General features: G+C 30.1%; 23 protein-coding genes. 6 read left to right on the forward strand and 17 right to left on the reverse strand.

Going from position 1 to position 19,720, the window contains the following annotated elements:
- Positions 1-50: 50 nt before the first annotated feature.
- On the forward strand, positions 51-506 hold the full coding sequence (locus LRR82_RS08650; protein WP_249029026.1) for a MarR family winged helix-turn-helix transcriptional regulator: 456 nt from the start codon (positions 51-53) through the stop codon (positions 504-506).
- Positions 493-1,857: an MATE family efflux transporter gene (locus LRR82_RS08655; protein WP_249029027.1), complete on the forward strand. Its 1,365-nt coding sequence runs from the start codon at positions 493-495 to the stop codon at positions 1,855-1,857. The genes LRR82_RS08650 and LRR82_RS08655 overlap by 14 nt, the downstream gene beginning before the upstream one ends.
- 12 nt (positions 1,858-1,869) lie before the next feature.
- Here the strand turns inward: LRR82_RS08655 and LRR82_RS08660 are convergent, their stop codons facing one another.
- The 6 genes from LRR82_RS08660 to LRR82_RS08685 form a co-directional block, all read right to left on the reverse strand.
- A complete protein-coding gene (locus LRR82_RS08660) occupies positions 1,870-2,571 on the reverse strand; it encodes a nucleoside/nucleotide kinase family protein (protein WP_249029028.1) in 702 nt (233 codons plus the stop codon).
- Positions 2,572-2,582: 11 nt separating this feature from the next.
- Positions 2,583-3,620, reverse strand: a complete 1,038-nt coding sequence (locus LRR82_RS08665; RefSeq protein WP_249029029.1) for a hypothetical protein — start codon at positions 3,618-3,620, stop codon at positions 2,583-2,585.
- 276 nt (positions 3,621-3,896) lie between these two features.
- A complete protein-coding gene (locus tag LRR82_RS08670; protein ID WP_249029030.1) occupies positions 3,897-4,676 on the reverse strand; it encodes a sulfite exporter TauE/SafE family protein in 780 nt (259 codons plus the stop codon).
- A gap of 9 nt (positions 4,677-4,685) precedes the next feature.
- Positions 4,686-5,102, reverse strand: a complete 417-nt coding sequence (locus tag LRR82_RS08675; protein WP_249029031.1) for a MarR family winged helix-turn-helix transcriptional regulator — start codon at positions 5,100-5,102, stop codon at positions 4,686-4,688.
- Positions 5,103-5,226: 124 nt separating this feature from the next.
- A complete protein-coding gene (locus tag LRR82_RS08680) occupies positions 5,227-5,775 on the reverse strand; it encodes a glycosyl-4,4'-diaponeurosporenoate acyltransferase CrtO family protein (RefSeq protein ID WP_249029032.1) in 549 nt (182 codons plus the stop codon).
- An 8-nt stretch (positions 5,776-5,783) separates the two neighbouring features.
- A complete protein-coding gene (locus tag LRR82_RS08685) occupies positions 5,784-6,491 on the reverse strand; it encodes a DUF554 domain-containing protein (RefSeq protein WP_249029033.1) in 708 nt (235 codons plus the stop codon).
- A 121-nt stretch (positions 6,492-6,612) separates the two neighbouring features.
- Here LRR82_RS08685 and LRR82_RS08690 point away from each other — a divergent pair, with 121 nt between their 5' ends.
- Positions 6,613-6,861: a hypothetical protein gene (locus LRR82_RS08690; RefSeq protein WP_249029034.1), complete on the forward strand. Its 249-nt coding sequence runs from the start codon at positions 6,613-6,615 to the stop codon at positions 6,859-6,861.
- A gap of 46 nt (positions 6,862-6,907) precedes the next feature.
- Here the strand turns inward: LRR82_RS08690 and LRR82_RS08695 are convergent, their stop codons facing one another.
- The 11 genes from LRR82_RS08695 to LRR82_RS08740 form a co-directional block, all read right to left on the reverse strand.
- Positions 6,908-7,567 carry a hypothetical protein gene (locus LRR82_RS08695; RefSeq protein WP_249029035.1) on the reverse strand — a complete coding sequence of 220 codons (660 nt, stop codon included), beginning with the start codon at positions 7,565-7,567 and terminating at the stop codon, positions 6,908-6,910.
- A gap of 87 nt (positions 7,568-7,654) precedes the next feature.
- Entirely contained in the window at positions 7,655-7,912 is a 258-nt protein-coding gene (locus LRR82_RS10985) for a hypothetical protein (RefSeq protein WP_399201155.1), read from the reverse strand.
- Between the two features lie 200 nt (positions 7,913-8,112).
- A complete protein-coding gene (locus tag LRR82_RS08700) occupies positions 8,113-9,120 on the reverse strand; it encodes a LacI family DNA-binding transcriptional regulator (RefSeq protein ID WP_249029036.1) in 1,008 nt (335 codons plus the stop codon).
- A gap of 501 nt (positions 9,121-9,621) precedes the next feature.
- Positions 9,622-10,410 (reverse strand): hypothetical protein, encoded by a 789-nt coding sequence (locus LRR82_RS08705; protein ID WP_249029037.1) that lies wholly within the window; start codon positions 10,408-10,410, stop codon positions 9,622-9,624.
- Positions 10,411-10,438: 28 nt separating this feature from the next.
- Positions 10,439-11,272, reverse strand: a complete 834-nt coding sequence (locus LRR82_RS08710; RefSeq protein ID WP_249029038.1) for a Cof-type HAD-IIB family hydrolase — start codon at positions 11,270-11,272, stop codon at positions 10,439-10,441.
- Entirely contained in the window at positions 11,266-12,402 is a 1,137-nt protein-coding gene (locus tag LRR82_RS08715; protein WP_249029039.1) for a glycoside hydrolase family 88 protein, read from the reverse strand. The genes LRR82_RS08710 and LRR82_RS08715 overlap by 7 nt, the downstream gene beginning before the upstream one ends.
- Entirely contained in the window at positions 12,392-14,152 is a 1,761-nt protein-coding gene (locus LRR82_RS08720; RefSeq protein ID WP_249029040.1) for a DUF2264 domain-containing protein, read from the reverse strand. Before LRR82_RS08720 ends, LRR82_RS08715 begins: the two co-directional genes overlap by 11 nt.
- 60 nt (positions 14,153-14,212) lie before the next feature.
- Positions 14,213-15,064: a PTS system mannose/fructose/sorbose family transporter subunit IID gene (locus tag LRR82_RS08725; RefSeq protein WP_249029041.1), complete on the reverse strand. Its 852-nt coding sequence runs from the start codon at positions 15,062-15,064 to the stop codon at positions 14,213-14,215.
- Positions 15,057-15,917, reverse strand: coding sequence for a PTS sugar transporter subunit IIC (locus LRR82_RS08730; RefSeq protein WP_249029042.1), 861 nt, complete (start codon positions 15,915-15,917; stop codon positions 15,057-15,059). Before LRR82_RS08730 ends, LRR82_RS08725 begins: the two co-directional genes overlap by 8 nt.
- Position 15,918: 1 nt before the next feature.
- On the reverse strand, positions 15,919-16,413 hold the full coding sequence (locus tag LRR82_RS08735; RefSeq protein ID WP_249029043.1) for a PTS system mannose/fructose/N-acetylgalactosamine-transporter subunit IIB: 495 nt from the start codon (positions 16,411-16,413) through the stop codon (positions 15,919-15,921).
- Positions 16,414-16,424: 11 nt separating this feature from the next.
- Positions 16,425-16,847: a PTS sugar transporter subunit IIA gene (locus LRR82_RS08740; RefSeq protein WP_249029044.1), complete on the reverse strand. Its 423-nt coding sequence runs from the start codon at positions 16,845-16,847 to the stop codon at positions 16,425-16,427.
- 345 nt (positions 16,848-17,192) lie between these two features.
- Between LRR82_RS08740 and LRR82_RS08745 the strand changes: the two genes are divergently transcribed.
- From LRR82_RS08745 to LRR82_RS08755, 3 genes are read left to right on the forward strand one after another with little or no spacing between them, the layout of a single operon-like run.
- Complete coding sequence (locus tag LRR82_RS08745; protein WP_249029045.1) at positions 17,193-17,999, forward strand: gluconate 5-dehydrogenase; 807 nt, start codon at positions 17,193-17,195, stop codon at positions 17,997-17,999.
- A 14-nt stretch (positions 18,000-18,013) separates the two neighbouring features.
- Complete coding sequence (locus tag LRR82_RS08750; RefSeq protein ID WP_249029046.1) at positions 18,014-18,649, forward strand: RpiB/LacA/LacB family sugar-phosphate isomerase; 636 nt, start codon at positions 18,014-18,016, stop codon at positions 18,647-18,649.
- Positions 18,650-18,709: 60 nt separating this feature from the next.
- Entirely contained in the window at positions 18,710-19,711 is a 1,002-nt protein-coding gene (locus LRR82_RS08755) for a sugar kinase (RefSeq protein ID WP_249029047.1), read from the forward strand.
- Positions 19,712-19,720: the final 9 nt, after the last annotated feature.

Below are 19,720 nucleotides of genomic sequence, written 5' to 3' on the forward strand. Positions count from 1 at the left end.
TGCTTTTGCACTAATAGCATGCTATTATATCAAAGAAATGAGGGGTCCAAATGAGTGATATCAAGTTTTGTAAAACTTTCCATTTTCTTAGTGCTAGTTTAGAAAAAACAATGAATAATAATTTAAAGAAAAAAGATCTTAGTTTTTCTCAAGGTATTGTATTGTTGTGGTTAAGTAAAGAAGATAGTTTATCTTTGCCTATAAAAATAATTGAAAAAAGGTTTAGAAAAGCACAACCTACTACTTTAGGTATTATTCAAAGGTTAGAACAAAAACAGCTTATTTCTACTTATTTAAGTGATCATCATAAAAAAATAGTTACTATTACAAAAGAAGGATTATTGCTTATTGATTTTATTGAAGAAAATATAAAGCAAGCAGATGCATTGATTTTTCAAGATTTTAGTAAAGAACAACAACTGATGTTTCTTGAGTTATTAGGGAAAGCAGAATTAAATTTATTAAATTATTATGGTATGGATAGGGGAGATTATGATGAAGAATAATTTAGAAGAATTAAATAAGTTACCAGTTAGTAAAGCGGTATTGAAGAATGCAATACCTTCGATGTTAGCGATGTTAATGGTATTAATATATAATATGGCAGATTTATTTTTTATTGGTCAAACAGGAAATGATTTGTTTGTTGCATCTGTGTCTTTAACTTCTCCAATATTTCTATTATTTATGTCTTGTGGGAATGTTTTTGGATTAGGGGGAGCTTCTTTTATTTCTAGAAGTTTAGGAGAAGGAAATCATGATATTGTGAAACGTATTTCTTCTTTTTGTTTTTGGGGTTGTATTGCAGTAGGAACTTTGTTATCAATTAGTGTCTTTTGTTCTATTGATACTATTATTAATATTTTAGGGGCTAGTAGCCAGACTGGTCCTATTGTGAAGAGTTATATTCAAGTATTTTGTTTGTGTGGACCTTTTTTGTTAATATCGACTTGTTATTCTGCATTAATTCGTGGGGAAGGAAAACCACAAAAGGCAATGACGGGGATGTTGGTTGGGAATATCGTAAATATTGTTTTAGATCCTATTTTTATTTTAGTGTTTAATATGGGTGTAGAAGGGGCTGCTATTGCTACTGTGATCGGGAATGTTTGTAGTACTATTTTCTACTTACGATATTTATCGAATAAAAAAACATTATTAAGTATCCACCCTAAGGATTTTAGTATGAAGGAAACTATTTTCAAAAGTGTCGTTATGATCGGGGTTCCAGCATCATTAACTTCTATTTTAAATGGTGTTTCACAAGTACTTCTAAATAACAATATGTCACAATATGGTGATTATGCAGTAGCAGGTATTGGTGTTGCTTTAAAAGTAACGATGATTTCAACAATGATATGTATCGGTATTGCCATGGGTATTCAACCACTATTGGGATATTGTATTGGTTCAAAAAACGAAGAGAGATATCATAAAATATTTAACTTCTCTATTCTATTTGCACTAGGCTTAAGTGCTACTCTAACTGTTTTATGTTACTTAGGATTAGAACATATTGTGAATGCTTTTGTTAGTGATAGTGAATCTTTTGAATATGCTTATTATTTTGCACAAGTTATGATTTCTACAGGAGTAGTGATGAGTATGTCATACATCCTAGCAAACGCCCTGCAAGCAGCCGGTGCTGCTAAGTCAGCCTTAGTTATTAATACTTGTCGTCAGGGTACTATCTATATTCCATTGTTATTTATTATGGGAGACTTATTTGGAATTGATGGATTAGTATTTGCACAACCAATTTCTGATGTTATTTCAGTTCTACTTGCATTTACCATGTATAAAATAGTTTCAAAGAATTTTTTTCCTAAAAAAACAGAAATAGAAACAAACAGCTAGATTATTTACAATCTAGCTGTTTTTAATATAATGTTTTCCATCAAAATATATTTCGATGTCTGTTTTATTACTGTGTTGTAATACTTCTTCTACATTTCGTTTATCAGACTGATGATAAAATTCATTAGCCTGCACTTCGCTCAGTCCTCCTGTTATTTTGCGTTGAATTAGACGTTCTTTTACTAGTTCAGTACTTGTCCGTAGAAAGATACTAAAATCACAATATTCTTTTAAATCAACCCACTGAGGATGTGCTAAATAATTCCCCTCTAAGATAATAATGTGCTTATCAATCTTTATCGCATCTTCCACAGGATTATGTAAATTTCGATCATAAATAGGCCAAAATATATCCTTGCTAGCCATTTGTTTCACTAACTTAACTAGCTTTTCTTTATGAAATGTTTGAATTGATCCCTTGACTTGTTTTAAATTATGTTCTATCAAGTAATCATTATAATAATGAAAACCATCAATCCCTATTCCTAGCATATCATCATACTGATACTTCTCACTAGCAAGCATTTCCATGCATGCTACAAAAGTAGATTTACCGATACCTGGTGGACCAGCTAAAAAAACAATAATCCTTCTTCCTTTTTCTTCTTGTAAACGAATAAGAAATTCTATTAATGGATAAAACGTTTTTTCTATATCTTCTTTTTCATACTTTGCATTTACTTCAAAACCATTTATATTGACAGTAAGTTCCATACTATCCCCCACTATTGTTCACCATATATATAATCCATAAGATAATCTAATATTTCTCTTTTCACCGACAAATTACTAGACTGTACATGTTTTTGAACATTATCTCTTAAAAACATTTCATCATAACCATCCTCCTTTTGGATATCATGAAATACTTTAAAGAAAACATTAATACTAAAAAATGTTTGTGTAAAATCATAAAAATCACAATAAGGAATATCAGAAAGAATAGTTTCCATATTTTCTAAAATATATTGACGATGTTCTATGATTTCTTTATTTTCTATTCGTACACCATTTATATCATACATAGTTATTTCTCGATATTTGAATTTTAATGGTTTTTGATAATGTACTAATTCATGATCATAGGGTAATGTAATATCAGTTTTACTATAAAATAGCTTAAAATAAGTATCTTTCATTTTAAAATATATTTTTTCAGGTAAATATATTTTTGTTTTTCCATAAATAGATATAGCTTGTCCATATTTTAAAGGATTAAAATATCCTCCTTTATTCCATCGATCCTCTCTTTTTATTTTCCATACATACTCTACCATCCCATTGGGTCTTATTTTAAATAATTCTATTTCTATTTTATCTCCTTCTAAAACACGAACATCTTTTTGGATTTGTTTTTTATCGTTTAGAATTACTTTTTTCTTTTCACCTTTGATACTTTTCCATGCTTGTTGTTCTTTTTGTACACGAAACGAAAAATAAGAAAGAGGTTGAATTCCTGTTTCTATTGCATATTTTTCAATTATTTCAATGTCTTTAATATGCCAAAAACCATAATCTGTTCCATGTACTTTTTCATATTGTCTTACTTCGGCACTAAATTCTATTTCATCTCCACTTGTAATCTCTATATTTTTAAATTCATCACTATAGCTAATCCATGCATGTTGAGTTAGAATTGTTTCTCCATCTCTAACTTTTTCTAACAATACACTTAAGATGTCCCCTCTTGTATAACCAAACCGATGGAAATAAGCTTTTAGCCGTATTGATTTATTTACGTATTTTTCTAGTTCTTCTCGCATTATCTAATCTCCCCCTTACATAATACTTTGTTTCATTATACCACATTTCAATGAAAAAATCCTTACGTTATCAATAGGATGAAACTCCATATTTGCTTACAATTTGATAGGAAATGGAAGTTGTTGTAATCATCCATTAACATATTCTGACTAATAAACGAGATGGATTATGGTTACTCTCCATAGCAGAATTCAAAAAATGGACGCCTCCTGTAAAATACAGGGAAACATCCATGGGATCCTAATGTCTAGAAAACTAGATACACATCATAAGGATTATAAAGCTGTAATATATTGAGAAGCAACCATAAATACCCCTAATGTTAAGAGTACTATTCCTGTGGCACGATTCAATACTTTTGGTTGGGCTTTGTTCGCAAATCTTGCTCCTAATGTTGCAAAGAATAATGTGGATGAAATACATAATAACAATACTGTAACATCTGGGAAAACTCCATTTAATGCAAAATGGGAAGTAGCTCCAAATAGTGCAGTAAAAGTCATAATAAAGACACTTGTTCCAACTGCTGTTTTTAATTCATAATGAAGTACTGCAGTTAAAAGCATTAACATCATAATACCTCCACCAGCACCAATAAATCCACATATAAATCCAATTAATGCCCCACATAAAATAGGTAATAATTTTTTCCAAATACCAGTATACTCTTTATGTTGTTTTGGAGCTTCGTCTTTGAATGATTTCATTAAAAAATTAATACCCATCAATACACAACCATACACTGTAAAATCACCCATTGTAGTAGCTGGCACTAAATGTGCTACAAATGCACCTATTAATGTAAATACTAAAACACTAACAAACAAAGATTTACTTCTCTTTAAATCAATATTTTTATTCTTACCATATGTATAAGCTGATGCAGCACTTGCTAATACATCAGAAGCTAAAGCTATTCCAATTGCTTCAAAGGCATTCATACCTAAAAATGAAACAAGCATTGGTGAAATAACAACAGCTGCACTCATTCCTGCAAAACCAGTTCCTAATCCTGCACCCATCCCTGCAATAATACAAATTAAAACTGTTTCCATAATCTTCTCCTAATCTTCTAAGTTATTTGAAATCTGTTGAATGACATTTTCAAATATTTTTTGTTCTTCATCCTTTATTCCTAAAAAAGCTTTATTTCTAAATTCTTCTAAGCATTGATGATATAACAATATAATCGGTTCTCCTTTTTCTAATAAAAATAAGTTATATACCTTTTTATTTGATAATGATCCTTCTTTTAATAAATAACCATTATTTACTAAATTAGTAATTGCTTTTGAAACATAAGATTTTGCATAATCTTTTGATTTCATAATTTCAGTGAACGTATTATTTTCAGGAAATTCACTAAGAAAAACTAGTATGTCTAATTCTATTAAATTTAATCCTGTTTGTTCTAATAAACCATTAAAATAATTCTTTCTTTTTAAATTAATAAAATGTGTTGTTTCTCTTAAATCAATCATAATATCCTCCTTTGTTCACTTGAGAACAATTATAGTTCTCTAGAGAACAAAAGTCAATAGTTATTATCTAGTATCCATTACATAAAGACAATATTATTTTAAATACAGTTTAAAAAAACCTAACTTAGTTAGGTTTTTTACGTGCTATTATTTTTCTTAATCTAGGTCGGTTATATCTTTGTACGATGATAAAGATACTATCCACACATGCAGCCAAGATAGAAGTTATTAAAAATATTACTACATCATCTCTTAAAAAAGGAATTGTCAATGATATTAATACGGGTATAAAAGAACAAATTACAATAGCTTCATGGACTATTTCACTAGTACATGTGTTTCTAAGTATTTCTGGTAATTCTGTTTTATTAAGATCAAAACTATTAGGAGAATAGGTTGGAATATGTTTTTTCCAACTCCTTACACCTAATAAATTATATAATTTCTTTTCAAATCTTTTTTCTTGAAACCAACTGTTATTAGGATCTATGTTTTGATATTTTTTACCAAGAATTGTCCCTACAAGTAGACGCATATCGAAATGATAAGCTGTTGTTAAAAAAGTAATCATCATTATACTTAAGATACTTGCTGTTACAAGACAATTCACTATCCATAAAACAATTGCTACTACACTAGAAAAGGTAGCCAATTTTTTCATTGTTTTTTCCATAAAACCTCCTATAAAAAGAATTGATTGATGTTTAAAACATAATATAAAAATGGTATTACTATAGCTGGTAACATATTACCTACTTTAATTTTTTTGATTTCTAAAATATTAATTCCGATTGCAGAAATTAAGATACCTCCGATAATATTAATCTCACGTAATACATCTACTGTCATAAAAGGATCTAGTACTTGAGCAAATATGGTAATTAAACCCTGGTAAACAAATACACTAACGGATGATAAGATAACTCCTATACCCATAGAAGACGCTAAAATAATAGACATAATTCCATCTAGAATACTTTTAACATATAACGTAGTATGATCACCAACTAAACCACTTTCTAATGAACCTAAGATAGCCATTGTTCCTACACAAAATATCAAACTAGCACTAACAAATCCTTTTGAAATATTAGAATCATTGCTACTCATCTTTTCTTGAATAAAGTCACCTAGCTTTTCTAAACGTAATTCTATATCAATCCATTCTCCAATTAAAGAACCAATAACTAAACTAATAATAAATAACAAAGGTTCAGCTCCTTCTTCTAATAAACCAGAAATTGCCCCTGATGCCCCAACATAGATTACTGCTAACCCTAAAGCCATCATTATAGTTTGACGATACTTTTCTTTAATTCCACCTTTTAAGAATACTCCAATAAGACTACATACAATGATTGTAATTGCATTTACAATAGTTCCTAACATATAACTCCCCCTACTATACTTATTGTTACATATTATAGCACTTATCTTTTATAATTGTGATATTTTTTAATTAGACATTACCATTTATTAGCAGTATACTCTTTTTAGGAGGATTTTTATAATGTCACTTTTTCTTATTGTTCCAATAATTATATTTTTAACTGTTATTATCATTTTTATTGTTGTTTTAAGCATTATAATCACTGCTTTCAAAAATGCGAAAAATACCAATAATGCACAACAAATATCAACACCTCCCCAGACTACTCCAACAATGCAAGTAAAAGAAAAATTGATTTGTGAGTATTGTGGTGGTAAATACAATTCAGATGATACAACTTGTCCCCATTGTGGAGCTAATTGTCACTAATAAAAACAAGACCTTTTGGTAATCCAAAAGAGTCTTGTTTTATTTTTTAATTTAGAATTTGAAAATAGATAAATCGTTCGTTATTTTCGTTGTGTACAAACTCATCGATACCTGCTAATTTATCATCTAGATTCTTAAACTCTTCAAAAGATAAGTTTTTAAAATCAATATCGATATTTGGTAATGCTTCTAAATCTTTTGCATCTTCACCAATATTTATATTTTCTTTATAATCATCATAATCATTAATTAGAAATAAACCAAAGTTTATTGATTTCTTATCAAAATCAATCATAAAACTATCTGTTGGTATATTATGATTTGTTTGAAGATGATGGAATACATCTTGATCATCTTTATTATCTAAATAAATAAAACCTGCTACTTTATCATTTTCAAGAATGAAATCATAATCAGGATATTTATGATTCATATACTGATAAGCACTCTCTGTTAATCCAGCATGACTAATGGTTCTCCAAGAACTATCTGTAAATGTATTTACACGTAACTGATGAAATAATTCATAACCAATGATTTCAGGATCAAGTGTTGATTGTTCATATCCCTTTTCTTCATAAATTTTAAGTAATTCTTTGCCTGAATAAAGAGCAGACATTGTAAAAGCTCCCCAAAAAGAATAATAATGAATGTTTACTCCTTTTATTTTTAAAGTTAAAACTAATGGTAAAGATTCTCTCATCATAGTATACCTCCCATGTACCTTGTTACTCTTATTATAGTCAATTATAGCGTGATAATCAAACAAAATAAAAATATGAAAATATTCATTTTATCGTATTATGATCCATACAGTATACAATATATAGATGATAATCATGGATAAACCTATTTTCTTATGAAATACTACTTTCTTTATTAGTAATAAAGAAAGTAAACTGATTATAAATAGAAATAAATTATCATATAAGGCAGTGATAGCAACCTGAATTGGGCTTACAAAAGCTGATATGCCTAGAATAAAATAGATATTAAAAATGTTAGATCCTATAATATTCCCCCTTCTTTTAGGTACAAAAAAAAAAGACACTTATTGTTCCTAAACAATAAAAGTCTTTTCATTTTCAGTAAATGCTGGGTGAAGATTATTCACGGTATTGACGACAGGTACCACGATAAACGTAGGCTACTCCAATCAATAATTTCACCTAATAATTGTCTTTCTAATAGAAAAGACCTTTCATCTATCAAATCAGTTTGATAGAAAAAGGCCTTTCTGTTTTTAAATCATTATAATGTTGATTCATTCCAAATAACACAACAATCTAATACTTGTTGTTCTGGTACTTCATGACTATCTTCAATTTTATCAATTAATATCTTTGCAACTTCTACACCTTCTTCAATAGCAGGTTGAATAATGGTTGTAATAGTTGGTGAGGAAAAATTAACCCACTCTAAATTATCAAACCCCACTAAACCAAGATTTGGCATATGATGACGGTGATCCTTTAATGCTAGAAAAACAGTTGGTAAAGCCCAACAGTTAGGTACAAAGATTAAGTTCTTTTTACTAAAGTCCAATCTTTCATTTAAGAAATTAGCTATATTTTCTGGTTTTTCTTCATCTTCATTAATGGTAAGAACATCATATTCTATCTCACTATCATCTAAAGCATCCAAGAAACCACTATTTCGTTCTAATCTAGTACTAATTAGTTGTGGATTAGCTGTAATCATATAGAACTTTTCATACCCTTTTTCAACACACTGATGAATAGTGTCATAAGTAACTTCATAGTTATTTGTTTTTACCCAGTTTGTTTTTATATCAAATAATTTACTATCAAAAAATACCATTGGTTTCCCTAAAGATTCAATCTTCTTTGATATTTTTCTAAATCTAGCTGTTGGTTGAATAATAAAACCATCTACTCCCATAGAAATCATACGATCAACATATGTTTCTTCACGATCAAATCGATAATCACTATTTCCAACAATTATTTGATATCCTTTATCTTCTGCAACAATTTCAATCCCTTTTACAATTTGATTTGAAAATGTATTGGTAATATCTCCAATAATAACACCTAATAATTTACTACTCTTTGAGTTTAATGTTCTTGCTATTACACTAGGACTATATTGTGTTTCATTTATTACATCTTCTATTTTCTTTTTTGTTTTTAGAGACATTTTTTCTGTTTTACCATTCAAATAAAATGAAACAGTTGTCTTAGAAACTCCTGACATTTCAGCGATCTCTTTAATTGTTATCTTCTTTTCCGAATCCATATCATAACTCTCCTATTTCATTTTGATTTTATCACAACATTTGTCATTAGTAAACAGTTTACTAACCCATTTATTGATTAAATTATGATACTATCTTCTTAGTTATCCTTTAAAAATGCCCCAAAATAACATATATATTATCTCTGACTTAATAATACGTGAAAAGATGTGGCTTAGAATTTAAAACCTAGTAAATCATAACATTCATACGAATATCGTATTGTCTTGAAAAAATAACACTGAAAAAGATCAATGATACATATTCCATATTAATCTCTAGAAAACCAGATAGTGGAAGTGCTATTAATTCTTTTAATGTCCTGTATCAAGCAACATTTTATGTCTGAATCTGAGTGTTTATATTCATTCATTGACTCATCTTTGAAAAAAAGTAGCATATACACAACATGTATATGCTTAACTCTAATATTTTTAAAAGATATTTATATACTTTATCATGTATAAAGCATTCCTATTCTATCTTTATTTCCCTTTAACCTGCTAATTATCTAATTTACCTATTACCTTCATTTGACTTAAAGCAGGAAATAGTGATTCTTCATTAGACATCATTAAATCTGATAACACAATCATATTTGTTTTTTTCTTTACACTAATCACTTGTGATTGTCCTGTTTTTTCTAATGACAATATTCTACTTTCTCCATCACTAAAGGTTACTGTCATCTTTTGCCACCAGTTATCATGAGGAAAATCAGCTCTTAAATATATTAATAATTCATCCACAAAAACAGTTTCTTTAAAATCTACCTTTATCCAAGCATCCGATTGTTTATTGATACCCCATGAGCTATGAGGCCAACTACCGTGATTCGATGTTTCAAATATGCCATCAATCACATTACGTCCAAAGAATTGTGGATTATCAGTCATTACATTGGTAGTAACATGTGGATAGATTATTTGATTATCATTATAATCAAATGTATTTAATGCTAAGTTTCTAACATTATTATATTCTTTTTTATCTAATAAAGAAACATAACCCCAGTGTCTTATTCCTGTAAATGCCTTTTCCCCATATGGTTTTAAATCATCACCACAAGGAATTGGAAAACAAAAAATATAATCACTTAAATAAACAATACTTTCTGTTAGACTATCATCTAATCGTAGTTTAATATAAATATCTTTTGTATCACTTTTAAGTTGAATATAGTCACCTGGAAGGTATTCACCACGATATGCTATCGTTACCTCATTAAGTGCTTTATTTTCTATTAAAACTTTGTTATCTTTATCTCTTATTGATATTTCAAATATAGCCATATGCTCTCCTTTACTTATGTAATCGATATTACTCTTTTGTTATGATAAACTGTTCTATCGCTAACGCTACACCATCTTGATTATGATGCCCTGTTATATGATCAGCCAATACTTTAACTTCATCAATTGCATTTTCCATAGCAATTGATTTACCTGCACAAGCCATCATTTCTATATCATTTTCATTATCTCCAATACAAATAACTTGGCTTAATGGAATATTTAAATAATCAGCTAGTGCTATAACACCTTTCCCCTTCGTACAACCTTTAATCATGACATCAATATAATCTATATCTGATTTCACTACGTGAAATAAATCAGTTTGATTAAAATCATCTTTAATTTTTTCAAATCTTTCATGATCTTTTTCTAATATTGATATTTTTACTATTTCACTACTATGTTGTTGTATTAATTCAAAATATTCTTTTCTATTACTTGCAACAATATAGTCAGCTTTCAAGCTTCCATTTTCTATTTGTGCTTTCCATAAAGGAGGTATATCATAATTTCTAATTGAACGATAAGGAGTATTGAATGTTGCACTTGTTTGGTGTTTTTCAATAATCTCACAAGCAATATCAACTTGTGTTTTTGTAAAAGAAGAAACACTTACTACCTTATCTTTCGCTATAACTAGTGCCCCATTCAAACATACTGCATAATAATCTAAATTCATTTCATCTAATAAACTTTGAACCGAAACAATTGATCTACCAGATGCAATAGCAACAATCATACCTAAATCACTTACTTTTTTTAATGCTTCTTTATTAGTTGTTGATACTGATTTATCACTTCTAGCTAATGTTCCATCTACATCTACGCATAATAGCTGATGGTCAAGAGATTCTACCATAATAAAATATCTTTATCCATTAATCTTAAGATTGCTTCCATAAAGAAATAATCTCCATAGATAATAGGTACATGCTTGTCATGATCTGTAAAATAAGAACCTGATCCCATTTGCACAATAGAATCAAAATTAACATCCCAGTTACAGAATTTTTCATCAGTAGCTCTTAAAATCTTAATTGCAGCATTAACATAAAAATCTTTTTCTAACTCATCTACATGTTTCGCAATTTCTAGTAAACCACAAGCTGCGCAAACTCCTGCTGTAGAATCAAAGAATACTGGTTCTTTTGGTGCTCTAAAATCAATCACAGCTACATTACCTGTTAGGTTAACTTGTGAAAGAAAGTAATGTGCTACTTTTTTAGCAGTATCTAAATATTCTTTATTTTCTGTATAGAAATAACTTAAAGCAAATCCATAAATAGCCCAGGCTTGTCCTCTTGACCAAGATGATCCAGAGGCATATCCTTGTCCTGCAGGAGTTTCTAATAAATCACCATTTGTAGGATCCAAAGCAATAACATGATTACATGATCCATCTACTCTTACTGTATGTTTCATCACTGTATCAGCATGATCTCTTGCAACATAATCAAAACGAGGATCTTGAATTTCATCTCTTGCCCAATAAAGCATAGGAATATTCATCATACTATCCACAATAACCCATCCACTACGATCACGATTCCATGAACGAATGAATTTCCCTCTAGGATTATATCTACCAGCTAATAAATGAGTAGCATGTAATGCTCTAGCTTTTGATCTTTCATTTCCAGTGATACGATAATTTGCAACTGCTGAATGTAACCACATAAAACCTACATCATGATGTAAACCAGTATATGTATCAAATGCTTTGTCTAATTTATCTTCCACACGATTGGCAACATCTTTGTATTTTTCCTCATTTGTAGCGTGATACATTTGCCATAACATCCCAGGCCAAAAACCATTTGTCCACCAGATAATATCAGTTTCTGATTTATCTTCTTTGTATACTCCATCATTAGCAATATAAGGTATTTTATCGCCTATACGATCGCATTGAGCAGACATTTTATCTTTTATTTTTTCATAAGTTTCTTCTAACCACAGTTTGTCAGTAGCATCTATTTTATATTCCATCTTCTAACTCCTTCATTTCTTTTAATTTTATAATTTGATTATTAATAAGTACACTATTTTCTTGATACACAATATCTTGATATTCTATTTCATGCGATGGTGAACCATAAATAACACTACCTATTATACCATTTTTTAACGTACCTTCTAATGTAGGTATCGCATTTATCTCATAAGAATATATATTTGTATTTGGGTTTTGTTTTACGATATGAGGATTACGATTTTGCATTAAATCTACTATCGCACTATGCATGTCATTTTTATAAATTTCTATCCCATTATCAATATTTCTTGCCTTGTCAAACTTATAATTCCAAGAATCAACAGGATAACTTCCTTCATAGGTTTGTAACAAATAAGTAGATTGAATTCGATGAATTCGTACATGGCATTGGCCATTAACTGGGATTAACCATGTTTCTATCTTCGCAATCTCTCCATAGTTCCAAACACTATAAATATACTCTGATGTAATACGATAATCTTCTATTTTAGTACGACTAGCATACTGGTTTGTTCCTTTCACGGATAACGCTAATGCTTGATCGACTGCAAAATTATCTATACCAATTACATCACGAGAAACATTCCACCCAAAGGCACTTGAGTAACAAAATTTACCATACTTGGACATTTGTTGCAAAATACCACCTTTACTATATTGACTTGCAGACAACGCATAATGATGATCTTTATCACTAACAAATAACAATCCTGCTTTATCATTACAATGAATAAAATCATAATCACGCTTTGAACATGCTTTTATTTTCCAAAACATATGATCATCTGGTAATGATAACAAAACAAATGTTTTCATAGCCCACATTTGTGATCCACATGCATTATATTCCTCACTTAATACTAAATTAGGATAACCGTATCCTACTTCACATAGATCTTCTTTTTGAAACCACAAATTTAAATGATCAAAAATTAATCCTTTTATTTTTTCTATTTCTAATTCATGTATACCACTAACAATACAAGCACTCCAATAACTAATATGTCCATATCGATAAGTTAAACTTCTTCCAAAAGGAAGGCTTCTTCCTTCTTTATCAAACCAGTATCGAAAATCTCGTTCAAATGCAATACTTCTGTTCTTTACATCTAAGTTAAAATCAGGACAGTATCTTTTTAAGATATGACTATAAAAATGAAAAGCAAAAGAGATATAATAATCTAGTTGACTTGTATCTCCATCTCGATACCAACCACCACCTATATACATCTCTTCAATCCCTTCCAGTGCCTCATCAATACGTGTTTGACTGTAGGTCATACAATTCATTTTTAAACCATAATTAACCATTAATGAAAAAAATAACCAGTTATTTTTAGGCAGTTCTATTTCATTAATCGAATACAACCATTCTTCTAGATATTGCTTTTGTTCCTCATTAAAACAGGTAAGCAATTTCTCTTTACAACATAATAACCCATATCCATAAACTGCCATCTCAACTGCAATTTGTCTTGTTTTCGTTGTAGGTTTTAAAAACTTATGTTCACTTTCTTGATTGAATCCTAATTTCATTTGTTCTATATAAGGCATGATGATATCCTGATACTTCTCTTGGTCATTTATCATTAATGAAAAAATAGCCCAAAGCGGCCTAGAACGATACTCTAATTCACGGATACCCAATGAATAACTAGCCCCATGTTTTTCATGATATACTAAAGGATCTGGTAATGTTTTTTTTATAAATGTGATTAAACTTTCTTTCGTAAATGATTCCATACGATACCTCCAACATAAGAAAATAGAAGGTTAACATTGTTAACCTTCTTTGATTAGTGATTATCCACAAATTCCTAACAATGTTAGAACAACTGAAGCTATGAACATAATAACAAGCAATTTAACTGGATTGTTATGTTTACGTAAATAGACGAATGCTGCCATTGTAATTCCAAGTGGTAACATACCTGGTAAAATTGAATCTAATACAGTTTGTAAAACAAATGTTGTTTCACCAAAATCTGCAGCAAATGTAGTTGTAAAACTAACATATTGTGCTGTCATAGCTCCTGTCATGATTAATCCCATTATTGAGAAACCTTTTGTAAAAGCTGTAATAGCACCAGATTCTAATGCTTGTGAAATAAATGAAGTACCTACTTTAAATCCATAATATGTTGCAAAATAACGGATTAATAAGTTTGGTATATTGAATACAAGTAAGAATAAGATTGGTCCTAACCATGAACCACTTTGTGAAAATCCAATTGCAACACCAATTGCAATAATTCTTAAAGCACCAACAAAGATAGAATCTCCAATCCCTGCTAAAGGTCCCATTAACGCTACTTTGATTGATTCAATTGCAGCATCATCAAATTCTTTACCATTATCTAAAGCTGCTTTTCTTTCTTGTTCCATTGCAATTACAAGAGCGAAAATAAATGGTGACATACCTGGTGTTGTGTTAAAGAAGTTTTGATGTCTTGCCATTGATGCATAGAATTCATCTGTTTCTTTTCCATAAATATCTTCTAAGTAAGGAATCATTGTCCATGCAAATGTTGTCCCTTGTTGTTTTGTATAAGATGTACAGAACATTAACCACATTGATCTTGTGAATACTGAACGTATTAATTTATTTTCTTGTTTTGTTAAACCTGTGCTTTTATTCTCTGTTAGACTAGTCATTGAAAAAATCCCCTCCTTCATCATTACTTACCCCTGCTACTTTATTACTATTTTCTTTAATTTTTCTTAATTCTCCAAAGATAACTAATGCAGCAATAGCAGCACCAATAAATGCAATTTGTACTAAAGAAAATACTTTTGTAGATGAACTTGTTAATTCTACAGCACCATCAACAAGTGTTGCAGCTGTTGTATTATTGTAGAATACGAAAGCTCCAAGTCCAAATCCTAAGAAATAATAAGGACATGTTTCTTTTTGCCATAATGTTTTTAATAATAAAGCTAACCCAAGTGCAGGTAACATAGCAGAAGCTACAGTCATTGAACTTTGTACCCATGCTGGAATTGCATTAATAAATGCTGATACTACATCTGTTCCTAAATAGATACATAAGAACCCTAATGTAAAATAACAACCATGGAATGCTATGAATTGAGCAATCCATAAATTTTTATATGCTTTGATATTTTTTTCATCGATATATCTTTCAAATGTAGCAACGATTGAAGTAACAACAACTTTCATTGAAGAATATAACAATGTTCCTAATGCTGCAAGTGGCAATGCAAGAGTAACAGCAGCTGTTAAGTCTTCTCCTAATAAAAGTGCAAATGCAGCACCGAAGATTGATCCCAATGTGAAGTCACTTGGCATTACACCACCTAAACTTACATTTCCGATAAATACTAATTCTAATTGAGCTGCTAATATAATACCTTCTGTTGGATATCCTAAAAGCGCCCCTAATATTGATACGATAAAGATTGGTCTACTTAACTGAGTTTGACAATACCAATCTAAAAACTTAGCTAAAGCTAATACAAAACCTACAATTAATGCATTTGTAATCATTTTAATTTCCTCCCATTAGTTCTTTAAATTTTTGACAATTACTACTTGGTAGTGGTTGGTGAATGATATCAATACCACATTCAAGAATTTCATTTACTACTTTAATATCTTCCTCTGTTAAATAAACAGATTCAGCAATTCTAGTTTTGCTTGATAAACTTTTACTTCCAATTCTTCCATAATTCGCAATATTTAATATTGGTTTGTCATCAATTAATTTAATGACTTCTAATAAATCTTTTGGATCATTTGAAATTACTAAGATCTTCATACTTGCAGATCTAGGATCTTTCAAAATCTCAGCTGCTTTGACAATTGGCAAGGCTACAGCTTTAACACCTGCAGGAGCAGCCATTTTTAAGGCACTCACTTGAATTGTATTACTTGCAATTTTATCACTAGCAACAATAATTCTTTGAATCTCTAATTCTTTTGACCACATCACGGCAACTTGCCCATGAATCAAACGGTCGTCAACGCGCATCATTGAAATCATCTTTTTTCCTCCTAAAAAAAATCTTCATCATCAACTTGATCATTTGTTTCAATCTTTGAAATTTGGACTATCCCTTCTTTACAAAGATTAATTTTCTCATTGATTTGATCATCACTCATTGGTGCTGGAGCAAATAATAATTCAATTACTAACCCCATGTTCATACCACTTACTAATTTAACATTAGGAAGTTCTAACAATGGAATGCATCCGTTACCAACACTCCCTCCGTATAAATCTGAAACAACAACATACTGTACGTTTGGATTGTCTGTCGCCATTTTTTCAATTTGATCGCTAACCACTGAGTCGTGTTCTCCTGGCATCATACTTAAAGATAGTAGTGATTCGTTTTCGCCAATAATCATTTTTAAGGAATGCGCCATTCCTTTACATAATTCTCCGTGCGATACCAAAACAACATTCTTTTTCATAAAAACCTCCTTTTTTCGTTAGTAAATCGGTTTACCGGTAGTTCCATCATACATCTAAGTGTAACCGTTGTCAATACTGATTTCAATTCTTTTGTTAAAATTTTCATTTATTTATTTAAGCCTATTTTGTATACACAAAGGTATATTTTAAACAATATATGGGTATTTAAGGCTATATATATCCTATTTTTGTTTAAAAATATTTTTATTTATTGACAAAACCGGTTTACTGAATTATTATTAGTTATGTAGCTTGGTTGGTTATTAACGAATTGTTTATTAACATCCATAGCCTTTTATAAATTGTTATAAAATATAATAAAACAATAGAAATGGAGAAAGAAAATGAACTTTGATATGAATAAATTTTCCTTGAATGGGAAAATAGCACTAGTAACTGGTGCATCGTATGGTATTGGTTTCTCACTTGCATGTGGCTTATCCCAAGCAGGTGCTACCGTTGTTTTCAATGATATTAACCAAGAATTAGTGGACAAAGGAATTGTTGCATATACAGCATTAGGAATTAATGCTCGTGGATTTGTTTGCGATGTTACTGATGAACAAAAGGTAAATGAAATGGTTAGTACGATCGAAAAAGAAATCGGTGTAATTGATATTCTTGTGAATAATGCAGGTATTATCAAACGAATCCCAATGTGTGAAATGAGTGCTGAAGATTTTAGAAAAGTGATAGATGTTGATTTAAATGCACCATTTATTGTTGCAAAAGCAGTTATCCCATCAATGATTAAAAAAGGGAATGGAAAGATTATTAACCTTTGTTCTATGATGAGTGAATTAGGACGTGAAACAGTGAGTGCTTATGCCGCTGCTAAAGGTGGTCTTAAAATGTTAACAAAAAATATTGCATCAGAGTATGGGGAATTCAACATTCAATGTAATGGTATTGGTCCTGGATATATCGCAACTCCTCAAACTGCACCACTTAGAGAATTGCAAGAAGACGGAAGTAAACATCCATTTGATCAGTTTATTGTAGGAAAAACTCCTGCAGCTAGATGGGGAGACCCTGAAGATTTAGTAGGTCCTGCTGTATTTTTAGCTAGTGAGGCTAGTGATTTTGTAAATGGACATATTTTATATGTAGATGGCGGGATTTTAGCCTATATCGGAAAACAACCAAAATAAGGAGAAAGAATATTATGAAAATAGCTTTAATTAACGAAAATAGTCAAGCAGCAAAAAACAGTATTGTTTATAATTGTTTACATACTGTTGCACAAAAAAAAGGATATGAAGTTTATAATTATGGAATGTATGGTATTGAAAATGAAAGTCAATTAACTTATGTACAAAATGGTTTATTAGCAGCAATTTTATTAAATTCAAAAGCAGTTGATTTTGTAGTAACTGGATGTGGAACGGGTGCCGGAGCAATGGTTGCATTAAACAGCTTCCCAAATGTAGTTTGTGGTTTTGCAGCAGAACCAACTGATGCTTATCTTTTTTCACAAATCAATGGAGGGAATGCAATTTCTATTCCTTATGCAAAAGGTTTTGGATGGGGTGCTGAATTAAATTTAGAATTATTATTCACTCGTTTATTTGATGAACCAATGGGTGGTGGATATCCTAAAGAAAGAGTAATACCAGAACAACGTAATGCTCGTATTTTAAATGAAGTGAAAAACATTACACACCGTGATATGTTAACTATTTTAAAAGAAATTGATCAAGATTTCTTAAAAGAAACTGTTGCTGGAGAAAAATTCCAAACTTATTTCTTTGAAAATTGTCAAGTACAAGAAATAGCTGATTATATCAAAGGTATCTTATAACATCAAACAATACTAAAAAGGTTATCTCACGATAACCTTTTTTACAAGAAAGGAATTAGTATGTCTAAAATATTATTATTTGGTGAGCCATTAATCCGTATTAGTCCAACCAATTATCAATTGATTGGGGATAAGATGAATACGATGATGTATTATGGTGGTTCAGAAATTAACATTGCTAAAAATTTACAAGGATTACATATCATGACTAAAGTTTTTACTGGACTTCCTAAAAATCCTATTGGAGAAAGTTTTTGTCAATATCTAAATCAATATCAAATTGATACTTCAAATATCCAATGGGTTGGAAATCGTGTTGGATTATATTATCTAGAAGAGGGAGTCGGTTGTCGTCAAAGTGAAGTATACTACGATCGTAAGAACACAAGTATAGATGATATCGATATAGATACGCTTGATATGGATGCTTTATTTGAAGGAATTACTCATTTCCATTTTAGCGGCATTACAATTGCAGTATCTGTGCATGTACAAAACGTATTGGAATTGTTACTGATAGAAGCTAAAAAAAGAAACATTATAATTAGTATTGATTTAAATCTTCGTACAAAAATGATTTCTATTGAAGATGCTAAGAATCTATTTTCTAAGTTTGCTAGATATGCGAATATTTGCTTTGGAATTGATCCAATAAAAGCGAATGAAAAAGATATAACTATGTTTGATCGATACAATGCATCAACAGATACTATTGAAAAACGTATGCGTGAATTAAAAGAAGAGTATGCATTTGATGTCATTTTCCATACTATTAGAACAACAGATGAAAATGCTAGAAACGTTTATCAATGTTATGGTTTAAGCAATACATTTAAAGAGTCTATCTCATTGAAAACAGATGTGCTTCAACGCATTGGTAGTGGAGATGCTTTTGTTGCAGGAGCTCTATATAAAATAATAAACCAATCACCCTTGCAAGAAACAATTGACTTTGCAGTGGCATCCGGCACCTATAAATGTACTGTTGATGGTGATAACATGAACGTTGACGCTTTAAAAATTGACCAATTATTACATCAAAAACAAGATATTAATCGATAAAGGAGAAAA

Source organism: Tannockella kyphosi (assembly GCF_021054785.1).
Lineage (GTDB): Bacteria > Bacillota_I > Bacilli_A > Erysipelotrichales > Coprobacillaceae > Tannockella > Tannockella kyphosi.